This is a genomic window from Cupriavidus sp. IK-TO18 (assembly GCF_015549295.1).
GTDB lineage: Bacteria > Pseudomonadota > Gammaproteobacteria > Burkholderiales > Burkholderiaceae > Cupriavidus > Cupriavidus oxalaticus_A.
This window is the reverse complement of record NZ_JADGMP010000009.1, coordinates 179,791-197,199: the sequence shown is the minus strand read 5'-3', so window position 1 is coordinate 197,199 and position 17,409 is coordinate 179,791. Positions and strand designations below refer to the sequence as shown.

Annotated in this window: 16 protein-coding genes; 4 read left to right on the top strand and 12 right to left on the bottom strand. The window is 70.0% G+C overall.

What is annotated here, in order from left to right; translation table 11 throughout:
* Entirely contained in the window at positions 1–1,263 is a 1,263-nt protein-coding gene (gene fahA / locus IPF36_RS09475) for a fumarylacetoacetase (RefSeq protein WP_135702883.1), read from the top strand.
* An 18-nt stretch (positions 1,264–1,281) separates the two neighbouring features.
* Here fahA and IPF36_RS09470 read toward each other — a convergent pair whose 3' ends face one another.
* The 9 genes from IPF36_RS09470 to IPF36_RS09430 all read right to left on the bottom strand — a co-directional run bounded on the left by IPF36_RS09470 (position 1,282) and on the right by IPF36_RS09430 (position 11,213).
* On the bottom strand, positions 1,282–1,752 hold the full coding sequence (locus tag IPF36_RS09470; protein ID WP_133094732.1) for a hydroxymyristoyl-ACP dehydratase: 471 nt from the start codon (positions 1,750–1,752) through the stop codon (positions 1,282–1,284).
* 10 nt (positions 1,753–1,762) lie between these two features.
* Positions 1,763–2,527, bottom strand: coding sequence for a beta-ketoacyl synthase chain length factor (locus IPF36_RS09465; protein ID WP_255519731.1), 765 nt, complete (start codon positions 2,525–2,527; stop codon positions 1,763–1,765).
* 81 nt (positions 2,528–2,608) lie between these two features.
* On the bottom strand, positions 2,609–3,811 hold the full coding sequence (locus tag IPF36_RS09460; protein ID WP_195427849.1) for a beta-ketoacyl-[acyl-carrier-protein] synthase family protein: 1,203 nt from the start codon (positions 3,809–3,811) through the stop codon (positions 2,609–2,611).
* A gap of 49 nt (positions 3,812–3,860) precedes the next feature.
* Positions 3,861–4,745, bottom strand: coding sequence for a polysaccharide deacetylase family protein (locus tag IPF36_RS09455; RefSeq protein ID WP_195427848.1), 885 nt, complete (start codon positions 4,743–4,745; stop codon positions 3,861–3,863).
* Entirely contained in the window at positions 4,742–7,228 is a 2,487-nt protein-coding gene (locus IPF36_RS09450; RefSeq protein ID WP_195427847.1) for an MMPL family transporter, read from the bottom strand. Before IPF36_RS09450 ends, IPF36_RS09455 begins: the two co-directional genes overlap by 4 nt.
* A gap of 14 nt (positions 7,229–7,242) precedes the next feature.
* Positions 7,243–7,878 (bottom strand): outer membrane lipoprotein carrier protein LolA, encoded by a 636-nt coding sequence (locus IPF36_RS09445; RefSeq protein WP_195427876.1) that lies wholly within the window; start codon positions 7,876–7,878, stop codon positions 7,243–7,245.
* A 44-nt stretch (positions 7,879–7,922) separates the two neighbouring features.
* On the bottom strand, positions 7,923–8,900 hold the full coding sequence (locus IPF36_RS09440) for an acyl-CoA synthetase (RefSeq protein WP_133094441.1): 978 nt from the start codon (positions 8,898–8,900) through the stop codon (positions 7,923–7,925).
* Positions 8,894–10,609, bottom strand: coding sequence for an AMP-binding protein (locus tag IPF36_RS09435; protein ID WP_195427846.1), 1,716 nt, complete (start codon positions 10,607–10,609; stop codon positions 8,894–8,896). Before IPF36_RS09435 ends, IPF36_RS09440 begins: the two co-directional genes overlap by 7 nt.
* Before the next feature lie 22 nt (positions 10,610–10,631).
* Complete coding sequence (locus tag IPF36_RS09430; RefSeq protein WP_255519724.1) at positions 10,632–11,213, bottom strand: acyl carrier protein; 582 nt, start codon at positions 11,211–11,213, stop codon at positions 10,632–10,634.
* Between the two features lie 477 nt (positions 11,214–11,690).
* Between IPF36_RS09430 and IPF36_RS09425 the strand changes: the two genes are divergently transcribed.
* Complete coding sequence (locus IPF36_RS09425) at positions 11,691–11,951, top strand: phosphopantetheine-binding protein (RefSeq protein ID WP_133094443.1); 261 nt, start codon at positions 11,691–11,693, stop codon at positions 11,949–11,951.
* A gap of 28 nt (positions 11,952–11,979) precedes the next feature.
* Positions 11,980–12,810, top strand: coding sequence for a glycosyltransferase family 2 protein (locus tag IPF36_RS09420; protein ID WP_135702877.1), 831 nt, complete (start codon positions 11,980–11,982; stop codon positions 12,808–12,810).
* A gap of 133 nt (positions 12,811–12,943) precedes the next feature.
* Here IPF36_RS09420 and IPF36_RS09415 read toward each other — a convergent pair whose 3' ends face one another.
* From IPF36_RS09415 to IPF36_RS09405, 3 genes are all read right to left on the bottom strand, one after another.
* The gene (locus tag IPF36_RS09415) at positions 12,944–13,120 is read right to left on the bottom strand and encodes a glycine zipper 2TM domain-containing protein (RefSeq protein WP_029046952.1); all 177 of its coding nucleotides are present in this window, start codon (positions 13,118–13,120) and stop codon (positions 12,944–12,946) included.
* A gap of 144 nt (positions 13,121–13,264) precedes the next feature.
* Positions 13,265–14,164, bottom strand: coding sequence for an NAD(P)-dependent oxidoreductase (locus IPF36_RS09410; RefSeq protein WP_368671137.1), 900 nt, complete (start codon positions 14,162–14,164; stop codon positions 13,265–13,267).
* A gap of 194 nt (positions 14,165–14,358) precedes the next feature.
* The gene (locus IPF36_RS09405) at positions 14,359–15,393 is read right to left on the bottom strand and encodes a tripartite tricarboxylate transporter substrate binding protein (protein ID WP_133094446.1); all 1,035 of its coding nucleotides are present in this window, start codon (positions 15,391–15,393) and stop codon (positions 14,359–14,361) included.
* 258 nt (positions 15,394–15,651) lie between these two features.
* Between IPF36_RS09405 and IPF36_RS09400 the strand changes: the two genes are divergently transcribed.
* Complete coding sequence (locus tag IPF36_RS09400; protein ID WP_195427844.1) at positions 15,652–17,406, top strand: IlvD/Edd family dehydratase; 1,755 nt, start codon at positions 15,652–15,654, stop codon at positions 17,404–17,406.
* Positions 17,407–17,409 lie beyond the last annotated feature (3 nt).

The window sequence follows — 17,409 nt, the reverse complement described above, 5'->3', positions numbered from 1 at the left end:
ATGACCGCCCCCCAAACCAGCTGGATCGACAGCGCCAACGACGGCCAGACCCACTTCCCGCTGCAGAACCTGCCCTACGGCGTGTTCTCCGTCAAAGGCCAGTCGCCGCGCGTCGGCGTCGCCATCGGCGACCAGATCGTCGACCTGGCCGCGCTCGATGATGCCGGCCTTCTGCCCGCCGCAGCAAAGGGCACTTTCGCCGGAACGACCCTGAACCGCTTCATCGCCCTCGGCAAGCCCGCCTGGACCGAAACCCGCAAGCGCCTGACCGCGCTGCTGTCCGGCGAAGACGCAGCGCTGCGCGACAACGCAGCGCTGCGCGACAAGGCGCTGGTGCCGATGTCCGCCGCGGCGCTGCACCTGCCGGTCGACATCCCCGGCTACACCGACTTCTATTCGTCGAAGGAACACGCCACCAACGTCGGCCGCATGTTCCGCGACCCGGACAACGCGCTGCTGCCCAACTGGCTGGAAATCCCCATCGGCTATAACGGCCGCGCCAGTTCGGTGGTGGTGAGCGGCACGCCGCTGCATCGCCCGAACGGCCAGATCAAGCTGCCGAACGAAGCGCGCCCGGTGTTCAGCGCCTGCCGCAAGCTGGATTTCGAACTGGAGATGGGCTTTATCGTCGGCAAGGAGTCGGCGCTGGGCGAGCCCGTCAGCACGGCCGACGCGCCGGCGCATATGTTCGGCATGGTGCTGCTCAATGACTGGAGCGCGCGCGATATCCAGCAGTGGGAATACGTGCCGCTGGGGCCGTTCAACAGCAAGGGCTTCGGCACTTCGATCTCGCCGTGGGTGGTGACGATGGACGCGCTGGAACCGTTCCGCCGCGACAATCCCGAGCAATCGCCGCAGCCGCTGGCGTACCTGCAGCAGCAGGACAAGAACGCCTATGACATTGCGCTGGAAGTCTCGCTGCAGCCGGAAGGAGCGCCCGCGCCGAGCACGATCTGCCGCACCAACTTCAAGGCGATGTACTGGACCATGGCACAGCAGCTGGCGCACCACACGGTGTCGGGCTGCAATGTGCGAGTGGGCGACCTGATGGGCTCGGGCACGATCTCGGGTACCACGCCGGACTCCTACGGCAGCATGCTGGAGCTGACCCGCAATGGCGCCGAGCCGGTGACGCTGGCCGACGGCAGCCAGCGCGGCTTCCTGCAGGACGGCGACAGCGTGATCATGACCGGCTACTGCCAGGGCGAGGGCTACCGCGTCGGCTTCGGCACGGTCTCGGGCAAGATCCTGCCCGCTCGCTAAGGGTCGTCTGCCGGCACTTCAGCCGGCGTGCGAGCCATGCCGGGCGGCATCGAGAATCACCGCTGCCCGGCCTGACAGCAAGCTCCGCCCGTCCGCGCTGACGGTGAAGGCGTACAGCACGCTGGCGCCTTCGCCGCTGACGCGCCGCGCTTCGACCAGCAGCGGCGCGTCGATATCGTCCAGCCTCTCCACCAGCAGTTCGAGCTTGCGCACCGACGCCAGGTAGCCGGAGCGCGGGCGCGAAGGGCTGTCTTCCTGCGCCGCCAGCAGCGCGCCGTGCACGGCCATCGCCTGTGCCGCGTATTCGATGCCGCAGACCGCCGCGAGCCGTCCCTGCGCCCGCAGCGGGTTGTCCGCCCGCGCATGCGTGCCGGACACGCAACGCACCACGTTTTCATCCCAGTCCAGCACACCGTCGAGCAGGCACATCGTGCCCTGGTGCGGAATGCGCGCCGCAATCCAGTCGCGGTCGCGCACGAAGGCGGGCAGCTTCACGGCGTCAGGCCCTGGTCACGGTGCCGAGGCTGGCCACATTGGCCCGGATCTGCAGCCTGTCGAGGTAATCGAGCACCACCGTGCCGGTGTCGCCGCGTGCGATGGCGGCCAGCAGCGGCAGCGCGCGCGCGGCCGGTGCCGACTTGCGCAGCGCTTCCAGCGCGGCATCCGGCATCGTATCGGCGCCGGCCTGCGTCAGCGAGACCTCGATCTGCGCCAGCGTCTGCGGCGTGGGCTGCGGCGTCATCAGCAGCGCCACACCGAACGGGTCGGGGATGAGCCGATGGCTGTGCAGCGGCTCGGGGTAGCCGGTGTCGTAGGCAATCAGCAGGCAGGGCTCGGCATCTCCCGCCACCTGCAGCGCGCATTCGAGCAGGCCGGCGCCGAAGCTGCCGTCCATCGCGCACAGCACGTTGGAGGTGCGCATCGCCCCGGCCGCGATCGCCCAGTAGCCGGCGGTGGCGTTGTGGACGGAGTTGTGGAAGCGCGTCGGCGACATCAGCGGATCCGGCTCGGCCAGCGCTTCGCAGATCGCGTGGAAATTGTGGCCGTCGGCGCTCGACGAGGTAAAGATCGTCGGCAGCTGCGCGGCATCGAGGCCGCTGGCGGCGACGGCCTGCTGGCCCACGCCCAGCGCCAGGCGCACGGTCGGGCCGGTGCGCCGGCGCTCCGCGGGCGGCAGCCCTGCGGGCGGCGGCAGTTCGGTCGGCGCGTGCGTGTAGGACGCGCGGCCCGCCAGCACTTCGCGCGCTGCGTTCCAGCCACTCATGCCCGGGCCGAGCAGGCCGATGCTTTCGATAAAAACGGGTTGCAAAGCGGGTTGCAAAGCGGGTTGCGGCATGGCGCTGGCTCAGTGAAACGCCGCGTCCGCGCGCGCGAACAGCAGGCTGCAGTTGGAACCGCCGAAGCCGAATGCATTGCTCATGGCATAGCGCAGCGGCGCGTCGCGGCTCATAAGCTGGTAGTTCACGCCCAGCGCCGGATCCGGCTGCGTGGTGTTGATGCCGGCCGGCAGCAGGCCATGGCGCAATGCCAGGGCGCAGATCACGGCCTCCAGTGCCCCGGCGGCGCCAAGCGCATGGCCGGTCGCGCCCTTGGTCGAACTGCATGGCGTACCGGGCAGCACCGCGGCCATGGCCAGCGCCTCGGCGGCGTCGTTGCTGCGCGTGGCGGTGCCATGCAGGTTGACGTAGCCGACCTGTGCGGCAGCGATGCCGGCGCTGGCCAGCGCCTGTTCCATCGCCAGGCGGGCACCGAGTCCTTCCGGGTGCGGGGTCGACATATGGTGGGCGTCGCTCGACTCGCCGATGCCGGCCAGCAGGATGGCATCGGCATCCGGCGCATCCGGGGCGCGCTCGAGCAGCCCGAAGGCCGCGCCCTCGCCAATCGAGATGCCGTTGCGCGCGACGTCGTACGGGCGGCACGGCAGCGCCGACAGCAGCTCCAGCGAATTGAAGCCATACAGCGTGGTGTGGCACAGCGAATCGACGCCGCCGACGACGGCCGCGTCGATCAATCCTGCTTCGATCATGCGCCGGGCCGAGCTGAAGACCTTGGCGCCGGACGAGCATGCCGACGAAACCGCCGCTGCCGGGCCGCCAACGCCGAGATACTCCCGCACGAAGCCCGGCAGGGAATAGGGGTTGTGCGTGCCGCCGTAGTGGAAGCCCGCCGGCAGCGCACCGGTATCTGGATCGCGCTGCCGATAGCCCAGTTCCGTCTGCAGCACGCCGGCGGTGCTGGTGCCGAGAAAGACACCGATGCGGTCCGCGCCATAGCGCGCCGCGGCCTCGCGTACGCGTTCGGCGAAATGGTCTGCTTCCAGCCCAAGCCATGCCAGGCGGTTGTTGCGGCAGTCGAAGTGCGACAGGTGCGCAGGCAGCGTCACCGCATCCAGTCCGGGTACTTCACCGACATAGGTGTCCAGGCGCACGTCGCCAAACTGGCACGGAGCCAGGCCGCCACGCCGCGCGCGCAGTGCCGACAAAGTCGCGTCTGCGCCGGTACCGATGCAGCTGGTGGCCGTGAAGTGGGAAAACAGTAGCGGAGACAAGGCTTTGCGGAATCTTGGGGGTGGTCTAATTGTAACAAGCCGGGGCCGGTCAGTTTGTCGGCGACTGTCCGGTACCGCTGTCGGCATGCCCTGATTCCATCGCTGCGCACAGCGTCACGCAGCGCAGGCCCGCCCGGTCGATGGCGGCAAGCAGGGGCGGCAGCACCGTCGTGCAGTGCGGATTGCCGGCCGGATCGAAGCCGGGATTGCCGTCATGCAGCAGCAGGATGTCGCGGCCCGCGAGTTTGCCGGTCAGGCGTTGTTCCACGCGCGCCGCGATGTCGCCGGAGCGGGTATCGAAGCCGCGTCGCGTCCACGCCGCCAGCTGGAGCCCGAGGCGGCACAGCACCGGTTCCAGGAACGGGTTGCGCAGCCCGGCCGGCGCGCGGAAGAAGCGCGGCGCCTGCCCGGTGAGGTCGCCCAGCACCTGCTGCGCCGCGCCGATGTCGCGCAGCATCCGGCCCGGTCCGAAAACGGAGAAATGCAGGCGGTGATGCATGCTGTGGTTTTCCACCGCATGGCCGCGGCGCACGATCTCGCGCACCAGCGCCGGATGCGCCGCGGCGCGCTCGCCGACGCAGAAGAAGGTGGCGCGCGCGCCGTGCTGGTCGAGCAGGTCGAGCACGCGCGGCGTCAGCGCCGGATTGGGACCATCGTCGAAGGTCAGCGCTACGCAATCCTGTGCCGACGGCGGCAGCCGCAGCAGGTTTGGCCCCAGCCACGTGCTGCGCGGCCACAAGCCGCCGGCGCACATCGCCGCGTGGGAGGCGGCAATGCCTGCCAATGCGGGGACGATGCTGCCGGGATGCGTGAGCATGGCGCCGATGCCGGCCACGTGGACCGCGGCTGCGCCGTACAGCAGCGGGCTGGGGCGCCACGGGCGGCTTGGCGGCGTGTCGTGCCAGGCGCCGCCGGATGCGGAAAAGCGGTTCATGTCGTACTCCCGGCCTGACCGGTCCCGGCATTTCCGGCATTGCCGGAGGTGGCGGGCCGCGCCAGGATCGCCGAGAACCACAGCGCCAGGATGGCGCCGGGGCCGACTGTCAGGCCGAACGCCCGCAGCAATGGCAGGCTCGACAGCGCCAGCAGGCCGAAGGCGGACACCGTCGTCAGGTTTGCGAGCAGCAGGGAGACCAGCGTGTGCGGCGAATGGGCCGCGCCAGGCTGGCCCGCTGAAGCGCCATTGAAGAATAGCGCGTAGTTCGAGCCGACTGCCACCAGCAGCAACAGGCCCACCAGGTGCAGCAGCGTCAGCGGCTGGCCCAGTGCGGCCAGCCCGCCCAGCACGACCACCGCGGCGGCCGCCAGCGGCAGTACCGTGGCCGCCACGCGGCGCGGCGAGCGCAGCGCGATCGCCAGCAGCGCCACGATCGCCAGCAGGCCCGCCAGCGACAGCAGCAGCGCCTCGCGCAGGTAGCCGGCGTAGAGGCGGTCGGACTCGCCCTTGAGGTCGACGAACAGCGTATCGGGCACGTCGGCGCGGGCAACGGCGGCGCGCACCGCGGCACTGTCGACGCCGTCGCCGCCGCCGCTACCCTTGGCGGCATTTGCCGTGGCCGGGGCGCGCAGCGGCAGCGTCGCGCTCCAGCGCCCGTCGCGATGCGTCAGCAGCGCATCGACCGCCAGCGCCATCGACGTGCCGCGCAGGTCTTCGCGCCGCAGCAGCGGGCCCGCGCGCGCTTGCTCGGCTTCGGCCAGGAACGGTGCGAACAGGTCGGCGCGCACCGGCTGGCCGGCGACGGCCGCGCGCAGCCGCTGCGCCAGCTCGGCGGGCGGCGGCAGGCTGGCCTGGCGCGCGCGCTGGGTCGCGTCGCTGGGCAGGTAGCGCGCGGGGCTTTCATAGCCGCCGATGAAGTTCTGCGCCACCAGCGGGTCGAGTTCGTGGGCCACGCGCTCCGCGCCCTGCAGCACGCTTTCCTGGTCGGGCCCGGACAGCACCACCAGGAAGCGCACGTCGGGCGCGCCCAGGTCGGCGCGCAGCGAGGCGTCGAGGGCCTGTTCGCTCGCGGGCACCGGGCTCAGCCCGGCCAGCTCGCGGCCCCACAGCGTGCCGCGATGCATCGCCAGCACGGTGCTTGCCGCGACCACCAGTACGAGCACCAGCCAGCGCAGCCGGTGGGCACGCTCGGCCAGCCATGCCAGGCGGCGTCCCAGCGGCGTCACGTCGCGCAGGTGCAGCGTGGCGGGCACCAGCTGCGGCAGCACGAAGCGCGTCACCAGCGCCGCCGTCGCGAGCCCTGCGATCGAATACAGCCCAAGCTGCGCCAGTCCCGGAAAGCCCGACAGCAGCAGCGAGGCAAAACCGCACACCGAGGTCAGCACGCCCAGCCGCACCGTGGGCCAGAACCCGCCCAGCCAGGCACGGTTGTCGCGCTGGCCGTTGCGCGTGTATTGCGCCGACTGCACGAACAGGTAGATCGAATAGTCGACCGCCTCGCCGATCAGCGTGGTGCCGAAGCCCAGCGTCAGCCCGTGCACGGTGCCGCCAAAACCCAGGCTCACCGCCGCGATGCCGGCCAGCGCGCCGCTCAGTACCGGCACCAGCCCCAGCACCAGCAGCGGCACCGAACGGTAGACCGCCAGCAGCAGCGTGACGATGATGGCCACGCCGATGGTCGACAGGCGCTCGACGTCGTGCCGGATGGTGTCGCGCGACTTGACGGAGAAGACTCCGGGGCCGGTCATCGCGAGCTGATAGGGGCCGTTTGCCGCGGCCTTGGCAAAGGCATCGCGGATTGCGTCGATGGCCTGCGCCTGCGCGTCCGTATCCGAACCCGAGGCCGCGCTCTGCGCCAGCAGCACCGCGCGCTTGCCGTCGCGCGAGGTCCAGGCGCCGGCATGCAGCTGGGGGCGCTGGCCGGCGTCGAGCTGAGTCAGCAGCGCGGCGACCTCGCCGGTGGGGTCGCGGGGCAGCAGTGCCTTGGTGAAGAGGCCGGCCGACGAGGCCAGCAGCTCGAACGAATCGTTCACGGCATGCGCCAGGCCGTGCTCGCTGAAACGCTCCGGCGTGACTGTCGGGCTGAGCAGGTAGCGGTGTTCGTAGACGTATTTGCGGTCGGCGTCCTGGTTCAACGGCTCGCCGTTCTGGATCGCGGTGAAGCGCGGATCGCGCCGCAACTGCGCCGCCATCGCGCGCGAGACCGCCGCGCGGCCATCGGCGTCGCCGCCTTCGATGCCGACCAGGATCAGCCGCGAGACCAGCCCGTCGCGCAACTGGCTGACCAGCAACTGCTGCTCGGCGCTCGGCAGCCGCGGCAGGAAGGCGGACAGGTCGGCGGTGAAGCTGGTGCGGCTGACCACCGCCGCGCACGCCAGCAGCGCGACCAGCCACAGCGCCAGCGCCAGGCGCGCGCCGGGCAGCGTGAAGCGCCGCGGGGCCGAGGGGCGCGTGGGTGGCGTGGGGGACGAGGGGGGCATGCCGGAGGCTGCGCTCATGGGCGGCCGGCGGGCCGGATCGTCATGACGGAGCGGTCGCCGTCGGCCTGGCGGATCTCGACACGGTCCAGTGCGTCCTTGCTGCCGTCGATGCGCACCTGGCTGACGACTGCCGCCATGCGCGAGTCCGCCGGCGTCAGCGTCAGCGTCCAGCGGCTGGCGCGGCCTTCCAGGCCGAGCTTGTAGTAGCGTTCCAGCGTGTGGCGGTTGCCGGCGAGCGTGCCGCGGATGCTTTCGATAAAGGCCGCCAGCTCGGGGTAGTTCTGCAGCGGCATGGTAAAGCGCTTGCCGTCGCGCTCCACCGTCAGCATGTCGCCGTCGAGCACCATGTTTTCTGCCTTGGGCGATACGGTGCGCTTCTCCAGGTGGTCGGGCGCGGTGAAAAGCAGTTCGCCGGAAGACTGCACCGGCTTGGCCAGCATCGCCAGGTACTTGGTCTCGGTGAAGCGGACCCGGCCTGACTTGCGCTGCGCCAGCGTGGACATCAGCTGGTCGACGCCGAAGGCGGGCGCGGCCTGTGCTGCGGCAGGCGCGGGCGGTGCGGCTGCGCTGCCTGGCACCGCGATGCCGAACGCAACGCCTGCCAGCAGCAGCGGCAGCAACCGGCGGACAACGCGCCTGGCGGAACAGATCGGATCAGTGTCGAAGGCTTTCACAACGCTCGGGAGGTCATGGCTCATGGCTCGTTGCCCGGTGGCGGCTGCTCGGAGAGCGGCGGGCCGGCGTGCCAGAAGTCATAGAAGTTGAACCAGTTGTACGGCGCCTTGCGGCTGAATTTCTCCAGCAGCCGCACATAACCGTCCAGTGCCGACTGCACCGCGGCTTCGCGCTGGCCGCGCGCGGTCTGCGAGAAGTCCGCCAGCGGCACGAAATGGACATCGTAGCGGTTGCCGCCGCGATACAGCCCGGTGATGAAGAACACCGGCCGGCGCAGCATGGCGGCCATGCGCAACGGCCCGGTCGGGAACCCGGTGGGCGCGCCGAGGAAATCGCATTGCTGCACCGGATCGGTGGCACGCTGCGACAGGGTGCGGTCGGCCAGCATGCCGATCATGTAGCCGCGGTCGAGGTAGTCGCGCACGCGCAGCATGGTATCGAAGCGGCCCAGTGCGATCACGTCCTGGCGCATGGCGGGGTTGATCGACTGCAGCACGTCGTTGAGCTTGTGCGCGTTTTCCTCGTACATGGTGATGGCCACTTCCATGTCCGGATGCTGGCGGCCGAGCGCGCGCACGACCTCGAAGCTGCCCAGGTGCGCGCCCAGCAGGATCGCGCCGCGGCCGCGCGCCATGGCGGCTTCGAGCAGGTCTTCGCCGTGGAGGCGGATGTCGAACAGGTCGAAGCGGCCGTTGAGCAGGTAGATGCGGTCGTGGATGGTCGAGGCAAAGGTCAGCACATGCCGGTAGCCGTCGATCCAGTTGGCCTCTCGGCCCAGCGCGCGGTCCAGGTAGGCGCGCGAGGCATGGCGCGCCGCCGGCGAGAACAGCGTGAAATAGGCCGCGATCAGGCGCAGCACCACGCGCCCGGCCGGACGTCCCAGCGCCAGCGAGATCCACGTCATGACGCGCAGCAGCGGGATGTTGCTGCGCTCTTTGTGCCGGGACCAGTCGGCGGCCTCCACCGGCGCTTGCCGCTTCCACAGCCAGGTCAGCATGGCCCGCCCTCCGAAGTAGCGGCGCGCAGTTGCAGCGTGCCGCTGGCCACTTCGCGTCCCGCGCTGCGCAGCGTGATGCGCAAGCGTTCGCTGCCGTCCGTGGCCGGCTCGGCGTCGTGTTCGATTTCGACCCGTTCTCCGGGGCGCACGGGGCTGAGGAACTTGATCGTCCCGGCCTGCGTGGGCACCAGCGGCCGCTCAAGTGCGGACCCGAGCGCGAGCAAGGCGTGGTCGAGCAGCACTACGCCGGGCACGATCGGATTGCCGGGGAAATGGCCGGCCATGGCGGGGTGGCCGGCGTCGATGACAAAGGCGGGCAGGGCCGCTGCGACATCCCGCGCGCGGGACAACTGCGCCACCAGCGCCGCCAGCGTGTCGCGCGGCAGCTTGCCGGCGGCATTGCGCGGCAGGCCTTCGGCGAACAGCAGCGGGCGCGGCAGGAAGGCGGGGTCGATGCGCTCGCGCAGCGCCTGCAGGATCGCCGCCGGGGTCACGCCCGGCGCCACGACGACTGCCACCAGCCGCACCACGTGTCCCTGTGCATCGCCTTCGTGGCTGTCGCCGGGCATGAAGAAGGCGCCGTCCTGCACGCCGTCGATGGCATTGAGCTGGTGGTCAAGGTAGGCCAGCGAGGTGCGCTTGCCGGCGATATTGAGCAGGTCGCCCTTGCGGCCGTGCAGCAGGAAGTGCCCCGCATCCAGCGGTTCGATGGCATCGCCGAGCGCCACCGGTTGCTCGATATGCCCGCCCTCGGCCCAGGTCATGGTGTCTGCTGCGCCGTCCGCCGTACGCGGCTGCAGCCGGACGCCGGGCACCAGCGTCCAGATGTCTTCCTGCGCGGTGCGGCGGGTGGCAAGCTGGCCGGTCTCGGTGCTGCCGTAGATTTCACGCAACGGGCCGTGGAACAGCGCTTCCGCAGCGGCAGCCAGATCGCGGCCGAGCGGGGCAGTGGCGCACAACAGCAGGTCGGCGGCGGGCATGGCCATGTCCGCGTGCACCAGCGTGCGCAGGTGTACCGGCGAGCTGACCAGCGCGCGCGGCGCGGGCACTCCGGCCAGTGCGTCGCGGACGTCGGCCGGGTAGAACGCCGGTGCCGACGCCAGAGCGGCGCCGCCCTGCAGTGCCAGCATGACGGTGGCCTCCAGGCCGAACATATGCTGCGGCGGCACCGTGCCGACCAGCGTCCATGCGCGCCCGTCGCACAGGCCCAGCCGTTGCGCGGCGGCGCGCGCTCCCCGGGCCATCGCGCCCCAGGTCTTGCGGTGTGGCACCGGGGTGCCGGTCGAACCGGAGGTGAAGACGTAGGCCAGCACGCGGTCGGCAGGAAGCGACGGCACGTCGGTGAATTCGGCCGCATCCGGGGCCGCAGCGACGCCCTGGTGGTAGTCGAACACCGGCATTGCCATCGGCGCGGCCGGCTGGTCCTGCAGGCAGAAGGCATCGGGTGCGAATGCGCACAGCTGGCGCACCGTCTCGGGGGTTTGCGACGACGGCAGAAGTGTAGCCTTGCCCCGCAGCAGCGCCGCGCACAGCCCGACGGTGAAGCGATAGCGGTCGGTACAGGCGTTGAAGACATGGCCGCCGGCCGGCAGCGCGGCGGCAAGCTGCGCCACGTCGGCCAGGAACCTGCCTACGGTGACCGGCCGGCCCTGCACCCACGCGAGGGTGGCGGCAGGGGAGGCGTGCGCGACGAGCGGGATCGCAGTCATGGCGGATGCGATGCGGCGCGCGTCAGCGCGGCATGGCGGTGGCGGCCGGCGTCACTGCGCGCGCGGCCCGGGCTGCCCGGGCAGCCATCACGGCGCGGTAACCGTGCACCGCATCGAGCAGGCCTCCGTGGCGCATGCCAGGGAAGGCGATGCGGCGGCATGCCGCTTCGGCAGCGAACATCGCGGCGATCAGCAAAGGGGTGGCGAGGTTGGCGAAGTTCGACCACGCCGCCACTGGAGCCAGCACGAACAGCAGCGTGGAGGCGCCGGCCACGGCCGCGAAGAACAGGGTCCAGGCCTGCGTCACGCGCCGCGCATAGCGGGCGTGCGCCGGCGTCAGCTCGCCATGGAGGGCCGTGGCGATCTGTGCGCACAGCGGGGTGTGGCCGTCGCGCAAGGTCAGGCCGAACATCACGCCAAGCGCCACGTTGACGCCGGCGTGCTGCAACAGGTATGTCCAGCCAAAATGGTGCGACAGCGGCACTCGCCAGAGCCAGAGCGCCACGCATGCCGCGACCAGTGCGAACAGTGCCGGCTTGCGTCCGGCGGTGCGCAGCACGGCCAGGAAACCGAGCGCCAGGAACGGGAGGATCCCCAGGAGCAATGCGACGACTTCTGCTCCCGGCCGATGCGCGGCATAATGCAGCGCGCATTCATAGATCACGAACCCGGCGACCCCGACGAGCCATCCACGGCCGCCGCCGATGGCCGAGGCGTGCGGCGTACTCGCGGATTCGACCCGTGCGTCCTGGACGGGCCGGGCACGGGCGGGGAGGGAAGACGATTGGCTCGAGGACATCATTTGTGTCGTTATCATGTGTAGCAAGCGGCGCTTCAGGCTGAGGCCGAAAACCGGCGAAATCCAAAGTCCGCGAGTGTGCGCCAGACTGCGAAGCGAACGCTTTATACCTTAAAAGACCCCCTACGCGGTGCCAGGATTCCCCAAAGCCCTGTTGATGTTGTTACCAAACTTCTCTCGGCTAGCCCGCCATCGGGGCCTTTGGTAGCATCGGCTGGCCCCCACGGCGCGCCGGGACGATCCGGACCGGCTGCGTGCCGCGGCGGCCCCCTCTGCTTCAACATGACCGAACTTGAAACCGAACTCGCCCGCCTGATCATCGACGAACTCGACATCGCAGACCTGCGACTGGAAGAGGTCACCGCCGACACGCCGCTGTACGGCGAAGGCTTCGGGCTGGACTCCATCGACATCCTGGAGATTGCCCTGCTGGTGTCGCGCAAGTACGGGGTCGAACTGCGTTCGGACAACCCCGACAACAAGACCATTTTCGCGTCGCTCGGCAGCCTTGCCGGCTACGTCGCGGCGCAGCGCGCCAGCTAACCCCGCCACCCGGGAACCGGAGCGCGACATGCCCCAGCATGCCACGCCACTCCCTGCGCCCGCGCCGGGCGCCGACGCAGCGCACCGTTCCCACCTGGTGCTGATCCCCAGCTACAACCCCGGCACCCGCCTGCACGGCACGCTGCAGGCGGCGCGCGCGGCGTGGGCGCCGGTATGGGTCGTGGTCGACGGCAGTACCGATGGCAGCGAACGCTGGCTGCGGGCCGAAGCCGCCACCGACCCGGCGCTGCGCGTGCTGACGCTGCCCACCAACCAGGGCAAGGGCGCTGCTGTGCTGCACGGCATCGAAGCCGCGGCGGCCGAGGGCTTCACCCATGTGCTGGTCATGGATTCGGACGGCCAGCATCCGGCCCACCTGATTGCGGAGTTCATGGCCCTGTCGCAGCGCGAGCCGGACGCGATGGTGCTGGGCCGGCCGGTTTTCGACGCCAGCGCGCCCCGCGAACGGGTCTACTGGCGGCGCATGTCCAATTTCTGGGCCGATGTCGAGACCCTCTGGGCCGGGATCGGCGATTCCCTCTATGGCTTCCGCGTCTACCCGATCGCACCGCTGCGCGCGGTGATGCGCGAGACGCGCTGGATGCGGCGCTTCGATTTCGATCCCGAAGCGGCGGTCCGCCTGTGCTGGCGCGGTGTGCGCCCTATCAATGTGGCGGCACCGGTGCGCTACTTTGCACGGGGCGAAGGCGGTGTCTCGCACTTCCGCTACCTGCGTGACAACCTGCTGCTGACCGGGATGCACCTGCGGCTGCTGGCGGGTTGCGCGGTGCGGCTGCCGGTGCTGCTGTGGCGGCGCTTGCGCCTTGCCGGCAAGGCGGCGCCCCGGCATCTGCGCTGAGCACGGCCGCCGGCCAATGGCCAAAGCAAAGAAGGCCGCGCAATGCGGCCTTCCTGCCTTTCCGTTCCTGCGCGTGTCCGATCAGCGATCCGCGCGAAACTGGCGACTATTACTTGGCCAGTGACTTGCCCAGTTATTTGCCCAGTTCGTGCCCGATCACGCCGCCAACCACGGCACCGCCGATGGTACCGGCCGTGCTGCCGTCGGTCAGTTCATGGCCGGCCACGCCGCCGGCCACTGCGCCCGCTGCGGTACAACCAGCCAGCGCCATGCTTGCGCCTATCAGGAGTGCGCCTGCGAGTTTCCACATGATGGGTCTCCTGCATCATTGCCGGACTGGCCCGGGTGGACCGGCCCATGCGTCCAGCTTAGGCACGGTCCGGCCGGCGGCCTTTCAGGCACGCGCCGAAATCGCTGTAGGAATCGGACGACGGCAGGTAGTGCTGGCGCTACCTCAGGCGTCCTTCGCGTGCTGGCGCAGGCGCTTGATCAGCGACGAGGTGTCGGCGCGGCCGCATCCCATCTGCTGCAGGTCGGCATAGAACTGGTCGACCAGCGCCGTCACCGGCAGCGCGGCGCCGTTGCGGCGCGACTCGTCCAGGCACAGGCCCAGGTCCTTGCGCATCCAGTCCACCGCGAAGCCGAAATCGAACTTGTTGTCGATCATGGTGGGGCCGCGGTTTTCCAGCTGCCAGGAGCCGGCGGCGCCCTTGCTGATGACATCCAGCACCAGCGGCATGTCCAGCCCGGCGCGCTCGCCGAAGGCGATGGCCTCTGACAGGCCCTGGATCAGGCCGGCAATGCTGATCTGGTTGACCATCTTGGCCAGTTGCCCGGCGCCGGCCTCGCCGATGCGGGTCACCGCGCGGGCATAGGCGGCGATGACCGGCTCGGCGCGCGCGTAGACGTCGGCATCGCCGCCGCACATGATGGTCAGGATGCCTTTTTCCGCGCCGACTTCGCCGCCCGAGACCGGGCCGTCGACAAAGTGCAGGCCGCGCTCGCCGGCCGCGGCATAGAGCTCGCGCGCGACATTGGCGCTGGCCGTGGTGTGGTCGACGAAAATGCAGCCGCTCGGCGCGCCGAAGAAGGCGCCATCGGGGCCGGTCAGCACCGCGCGCAGGTCGTCGTCATTGCCGACGCAGGAGCACACCACCTGTGCGTCGCGCACCGCCAGTGCCGGCGTCGCTGCCGCCTTGCCGCCGAACTTCCCGACCCAGGCCTGCGCCCTGGCGGCGGTGCGGTTGTAGACCGTGACCTCGTGCCCTTTGGCGGCGAGGTGGCCGGCCATGTGGAAACCCATGACGCCCAGGCCGAGAAATGCGACACGCATGCTGCTGCTCCGTTGCTTGATCTGTTTGTGGAATCGGTGAGGCGCGGGCTAGGGCCGCGCCCGGCCCCCCAGAGTATACGGGCGGGAGCAGGCGGGGCACAGATACAGCAGGGCGGAATGCGGGGCATAACAGAGTGACGAGGGAGGCATTCATACCCATGTCACTGCTAACCCGGAAAAACCCATGTCCTGGGTATTCGGACTGCATCCAATGACTACTCCGGCTTCACCCCCGCCTCCCGGATCACCGTATTCCACTTGCCGACCTCGGCCTTGATCCGCGCACTCGCCTGCGCCGGCGTCGTCCACGTGGCAATCGCCCCTTGCTTGAGCAGCGTGGCCTGGACTTCCGGCTCTGCCAGGATCTTCTTCAGGTCGCCGCTGAGCCGGTCGATCACCGGCGCCGGCGTGCCCGCCGGAGCGACGATGCCGAACATCGAGCTGACTTCGAAGTCTTTCAGTCCGGCTTCGGTGGCGGTCGGCACGTCGGGCAGCGCACTGACGCGCTCGGACGAGGCCACCGCCAGGGCGCGGATCTTGCCGGTCTTGACGTAGGCCTGGGCCGCGGGAACGGTCTCGACCATGCTCAGCACCTGACCGCCGATCAGGTCGGTCATGGCCGGGCCGCTGCCCTTGTATGGCACGTGCAGCATCTCCACGCCGGCCATGCGCTTGAACATCTCGCCGGCCAGGTGCTGCGGAGAACCGTTGCCGGCCGAGGCGAAGGTGATGGCGCCGGGCCTGGATTTTGCCAGCGAGACCAGTTGCGGCAGGCTGCTGGCGCTAACCGACGGATTGACCACGAACACCAGCGGCACGGTGCCGACGATCGACACCGGCGCGAAGCTCTTCTCCAGGTCGTAAGGCACGCGGCTCTTGTACAGCGCGGCGTTGATGGCGTGGCTGGTGAGCGCGCCCAGCAGCAGGGTATAGCCGTCGGCGGGCGACTTGGCCACCAGCTCGGCGCCGATATTGCCCGCGGCGCCGGCGCGGTTGTCGACCACCACCTGCTGGCCGAGCGTGGTGGACAGGCGCTGGGCCAGCGTGCGGCCGATCACGTCGGTGGCGCCGCCGGGCGGGTAGGGCACGACCAGCCGGATCGGCTTGGCGGGATAGGCGTCCGCGGCCATGCCCCAAGCCGGGGCGAGCAGCATGCCGGCAAATGCGAGAGAAGCGACCAGGATGGAGCGGCGAGGGGTGCGCCGCGCCGCTGTGGTGGCGCGGGCGGCAGTGGGCGAAATGCCAGGCATGTGGGTCTCCTGTGCCGGGAAATCGTTGGAATGGGAATGGATCGGCGGGCGGCGGGTGGCCGCCGGCGGATGACGCCCGGCTCGTTATCGGGGCCAAGTGTAGGCCGGGCCGCTTGATTGATGAATCCGTATTTTTCTATCGACTGATCTCTGGATTGAATCAATTAATGCGGTGCAATGCCGGGCTTGCGCTACGCCAGCATTGGCCGCTAAGCTTCCGGCCATCGATTATCAATAATTTCATTGGAGATAGCCCTCATGTCCGCCAACGACCCCAGCAAGCCCGACGCCACCCGACCGCAAGGCCTGGCCAAGGGCCTGACCAACTACGGCGACACCGGCTTCTCGCTGTTCCTGCGCAAGGCCTTTATCAAGGGTGCCGGCTATACCGACGACGCGCTGTCGCGGCCGGTGATCGGCATCGTCAACACCTGCAGCAGCTACAACCCCTGCCACGGCAACGCGCCGCAGCTGATCGACGCGGTCCGGCGCGGCGTGATGCTGGCCGGCGGCCTGCCGGTGGATTTCCCGACCATCTCGGTGCACGAGAGCTTTTCCGCGCCGACCAGCATGTACCTGCGCAACCTGATGTCGATGGACACCGAGGAAATGATCCGCGCGCAGCCCATGGACGCGGTAGTGCTGATCGGCGGCTGCGACAAGACCGTGCCGGCGCAGTTGATGGGCGCGGCCTCGGCCGGGGTGCCGGCGATCCAGCTGGTAACCGGTTCGATGCTCACCGGCGCGCATCGTGGCGAGCGCGTGGGCGCCTGCACTGACTGCCGCCGCTACTGGGGCCGCTATCGTGCCGAAGAGATCGATGCCGCCGAGATCGCCGACGTCAACAACCAGCTGGTGGCCAGCGTCGGCACCTGTTCGGTGATGGGCACGGCCAGCACCATGGCGTGCGTGACCGAGGCGCTTGGCATGATGGTGGCCGGCGGTGCCTCGGCGCCCGCGGTGACGGCCGACCGCATCCGCGTGGCCGAGCGCACCGGCACCACGGCGGTGGCGATGGCCAAGGCGCGCCTGACGCCGGACCGCATCCTGACCGGCAAGGCTTTCGAGAACGCACTGCGCGTGCTGCTGGCGATCGGCGGCTCGACCAACGGCATCGTGCACCTGACCGCCATTGCCGGCCGCCTCGGCATCGATATCGACCTGGCGGGCCTGGACCGCATGAGCCGCGAGACGCCGGTGCTGGTCGACCTCAAGCCCTCCGGCCAGCACTACATGGAGGACTTCCACAAGGCCGGCGGCATGGCCACGCTGCTGCGCGAGCTGCGCCCGCTGCTGCACCTGGACACGCTGACCGTGTCCGGCCGCACGCTTGGCGAAGAGCTTGACGCCGCGCCGCCGCCGTTCGAGCAGGACGTGATCCGCAGAGCGGCCGACCCGATCTACCCGGCCGGCGGCCTGGCCGTGCTGCGCGGCAACCTGGCGCCGGGCGGCGCCATCATCAAGCAGTCCGCGGCCGATCCGGTGCTGATGGAGCACGAGGGCCGCGCCGTGGTATTCGAGAACGCCGAGGACATGGCGCTGCGCATCGACGACGAAGCGCTCGACGTCAAGGCCGACGATATCCTGGTGCTCAAGCGCATCGGGCCCACCGGCGCGCCCGGCATGCCCGAAGCGGGCTACATGCCGATCCCGCGCAAGCTGGCGCGCGCCGGGGTCAAGGACATGGTGCGCATCTCGGACGGCCGCATGAGCGGCACCGCGGCAGGCACCATCGTGCTGCACGTGACGCCCGAAGCGGCCATCGGCGGTCCGCTGGCGCTGGTGCGCAGCGGCGACCGCATCCGCCTTTCGGTGCGCGAGCGCGACCTGACGCTGCTGGTCGACGACGCCGAACTGGCCCGCCGCGCCGCGGCGCAGCCGGTGGAGCGCCCGCGCGCCGAGCGCGGCTACCGCAAGCTGTTCCTCGAGACCGTGACGCAGGCCGACCAGGGCGTCGACTTCGACTTCCTGCGCGCGACGCAGACCGTCGATACCGTGCCGCACCAGCGCTGAGCC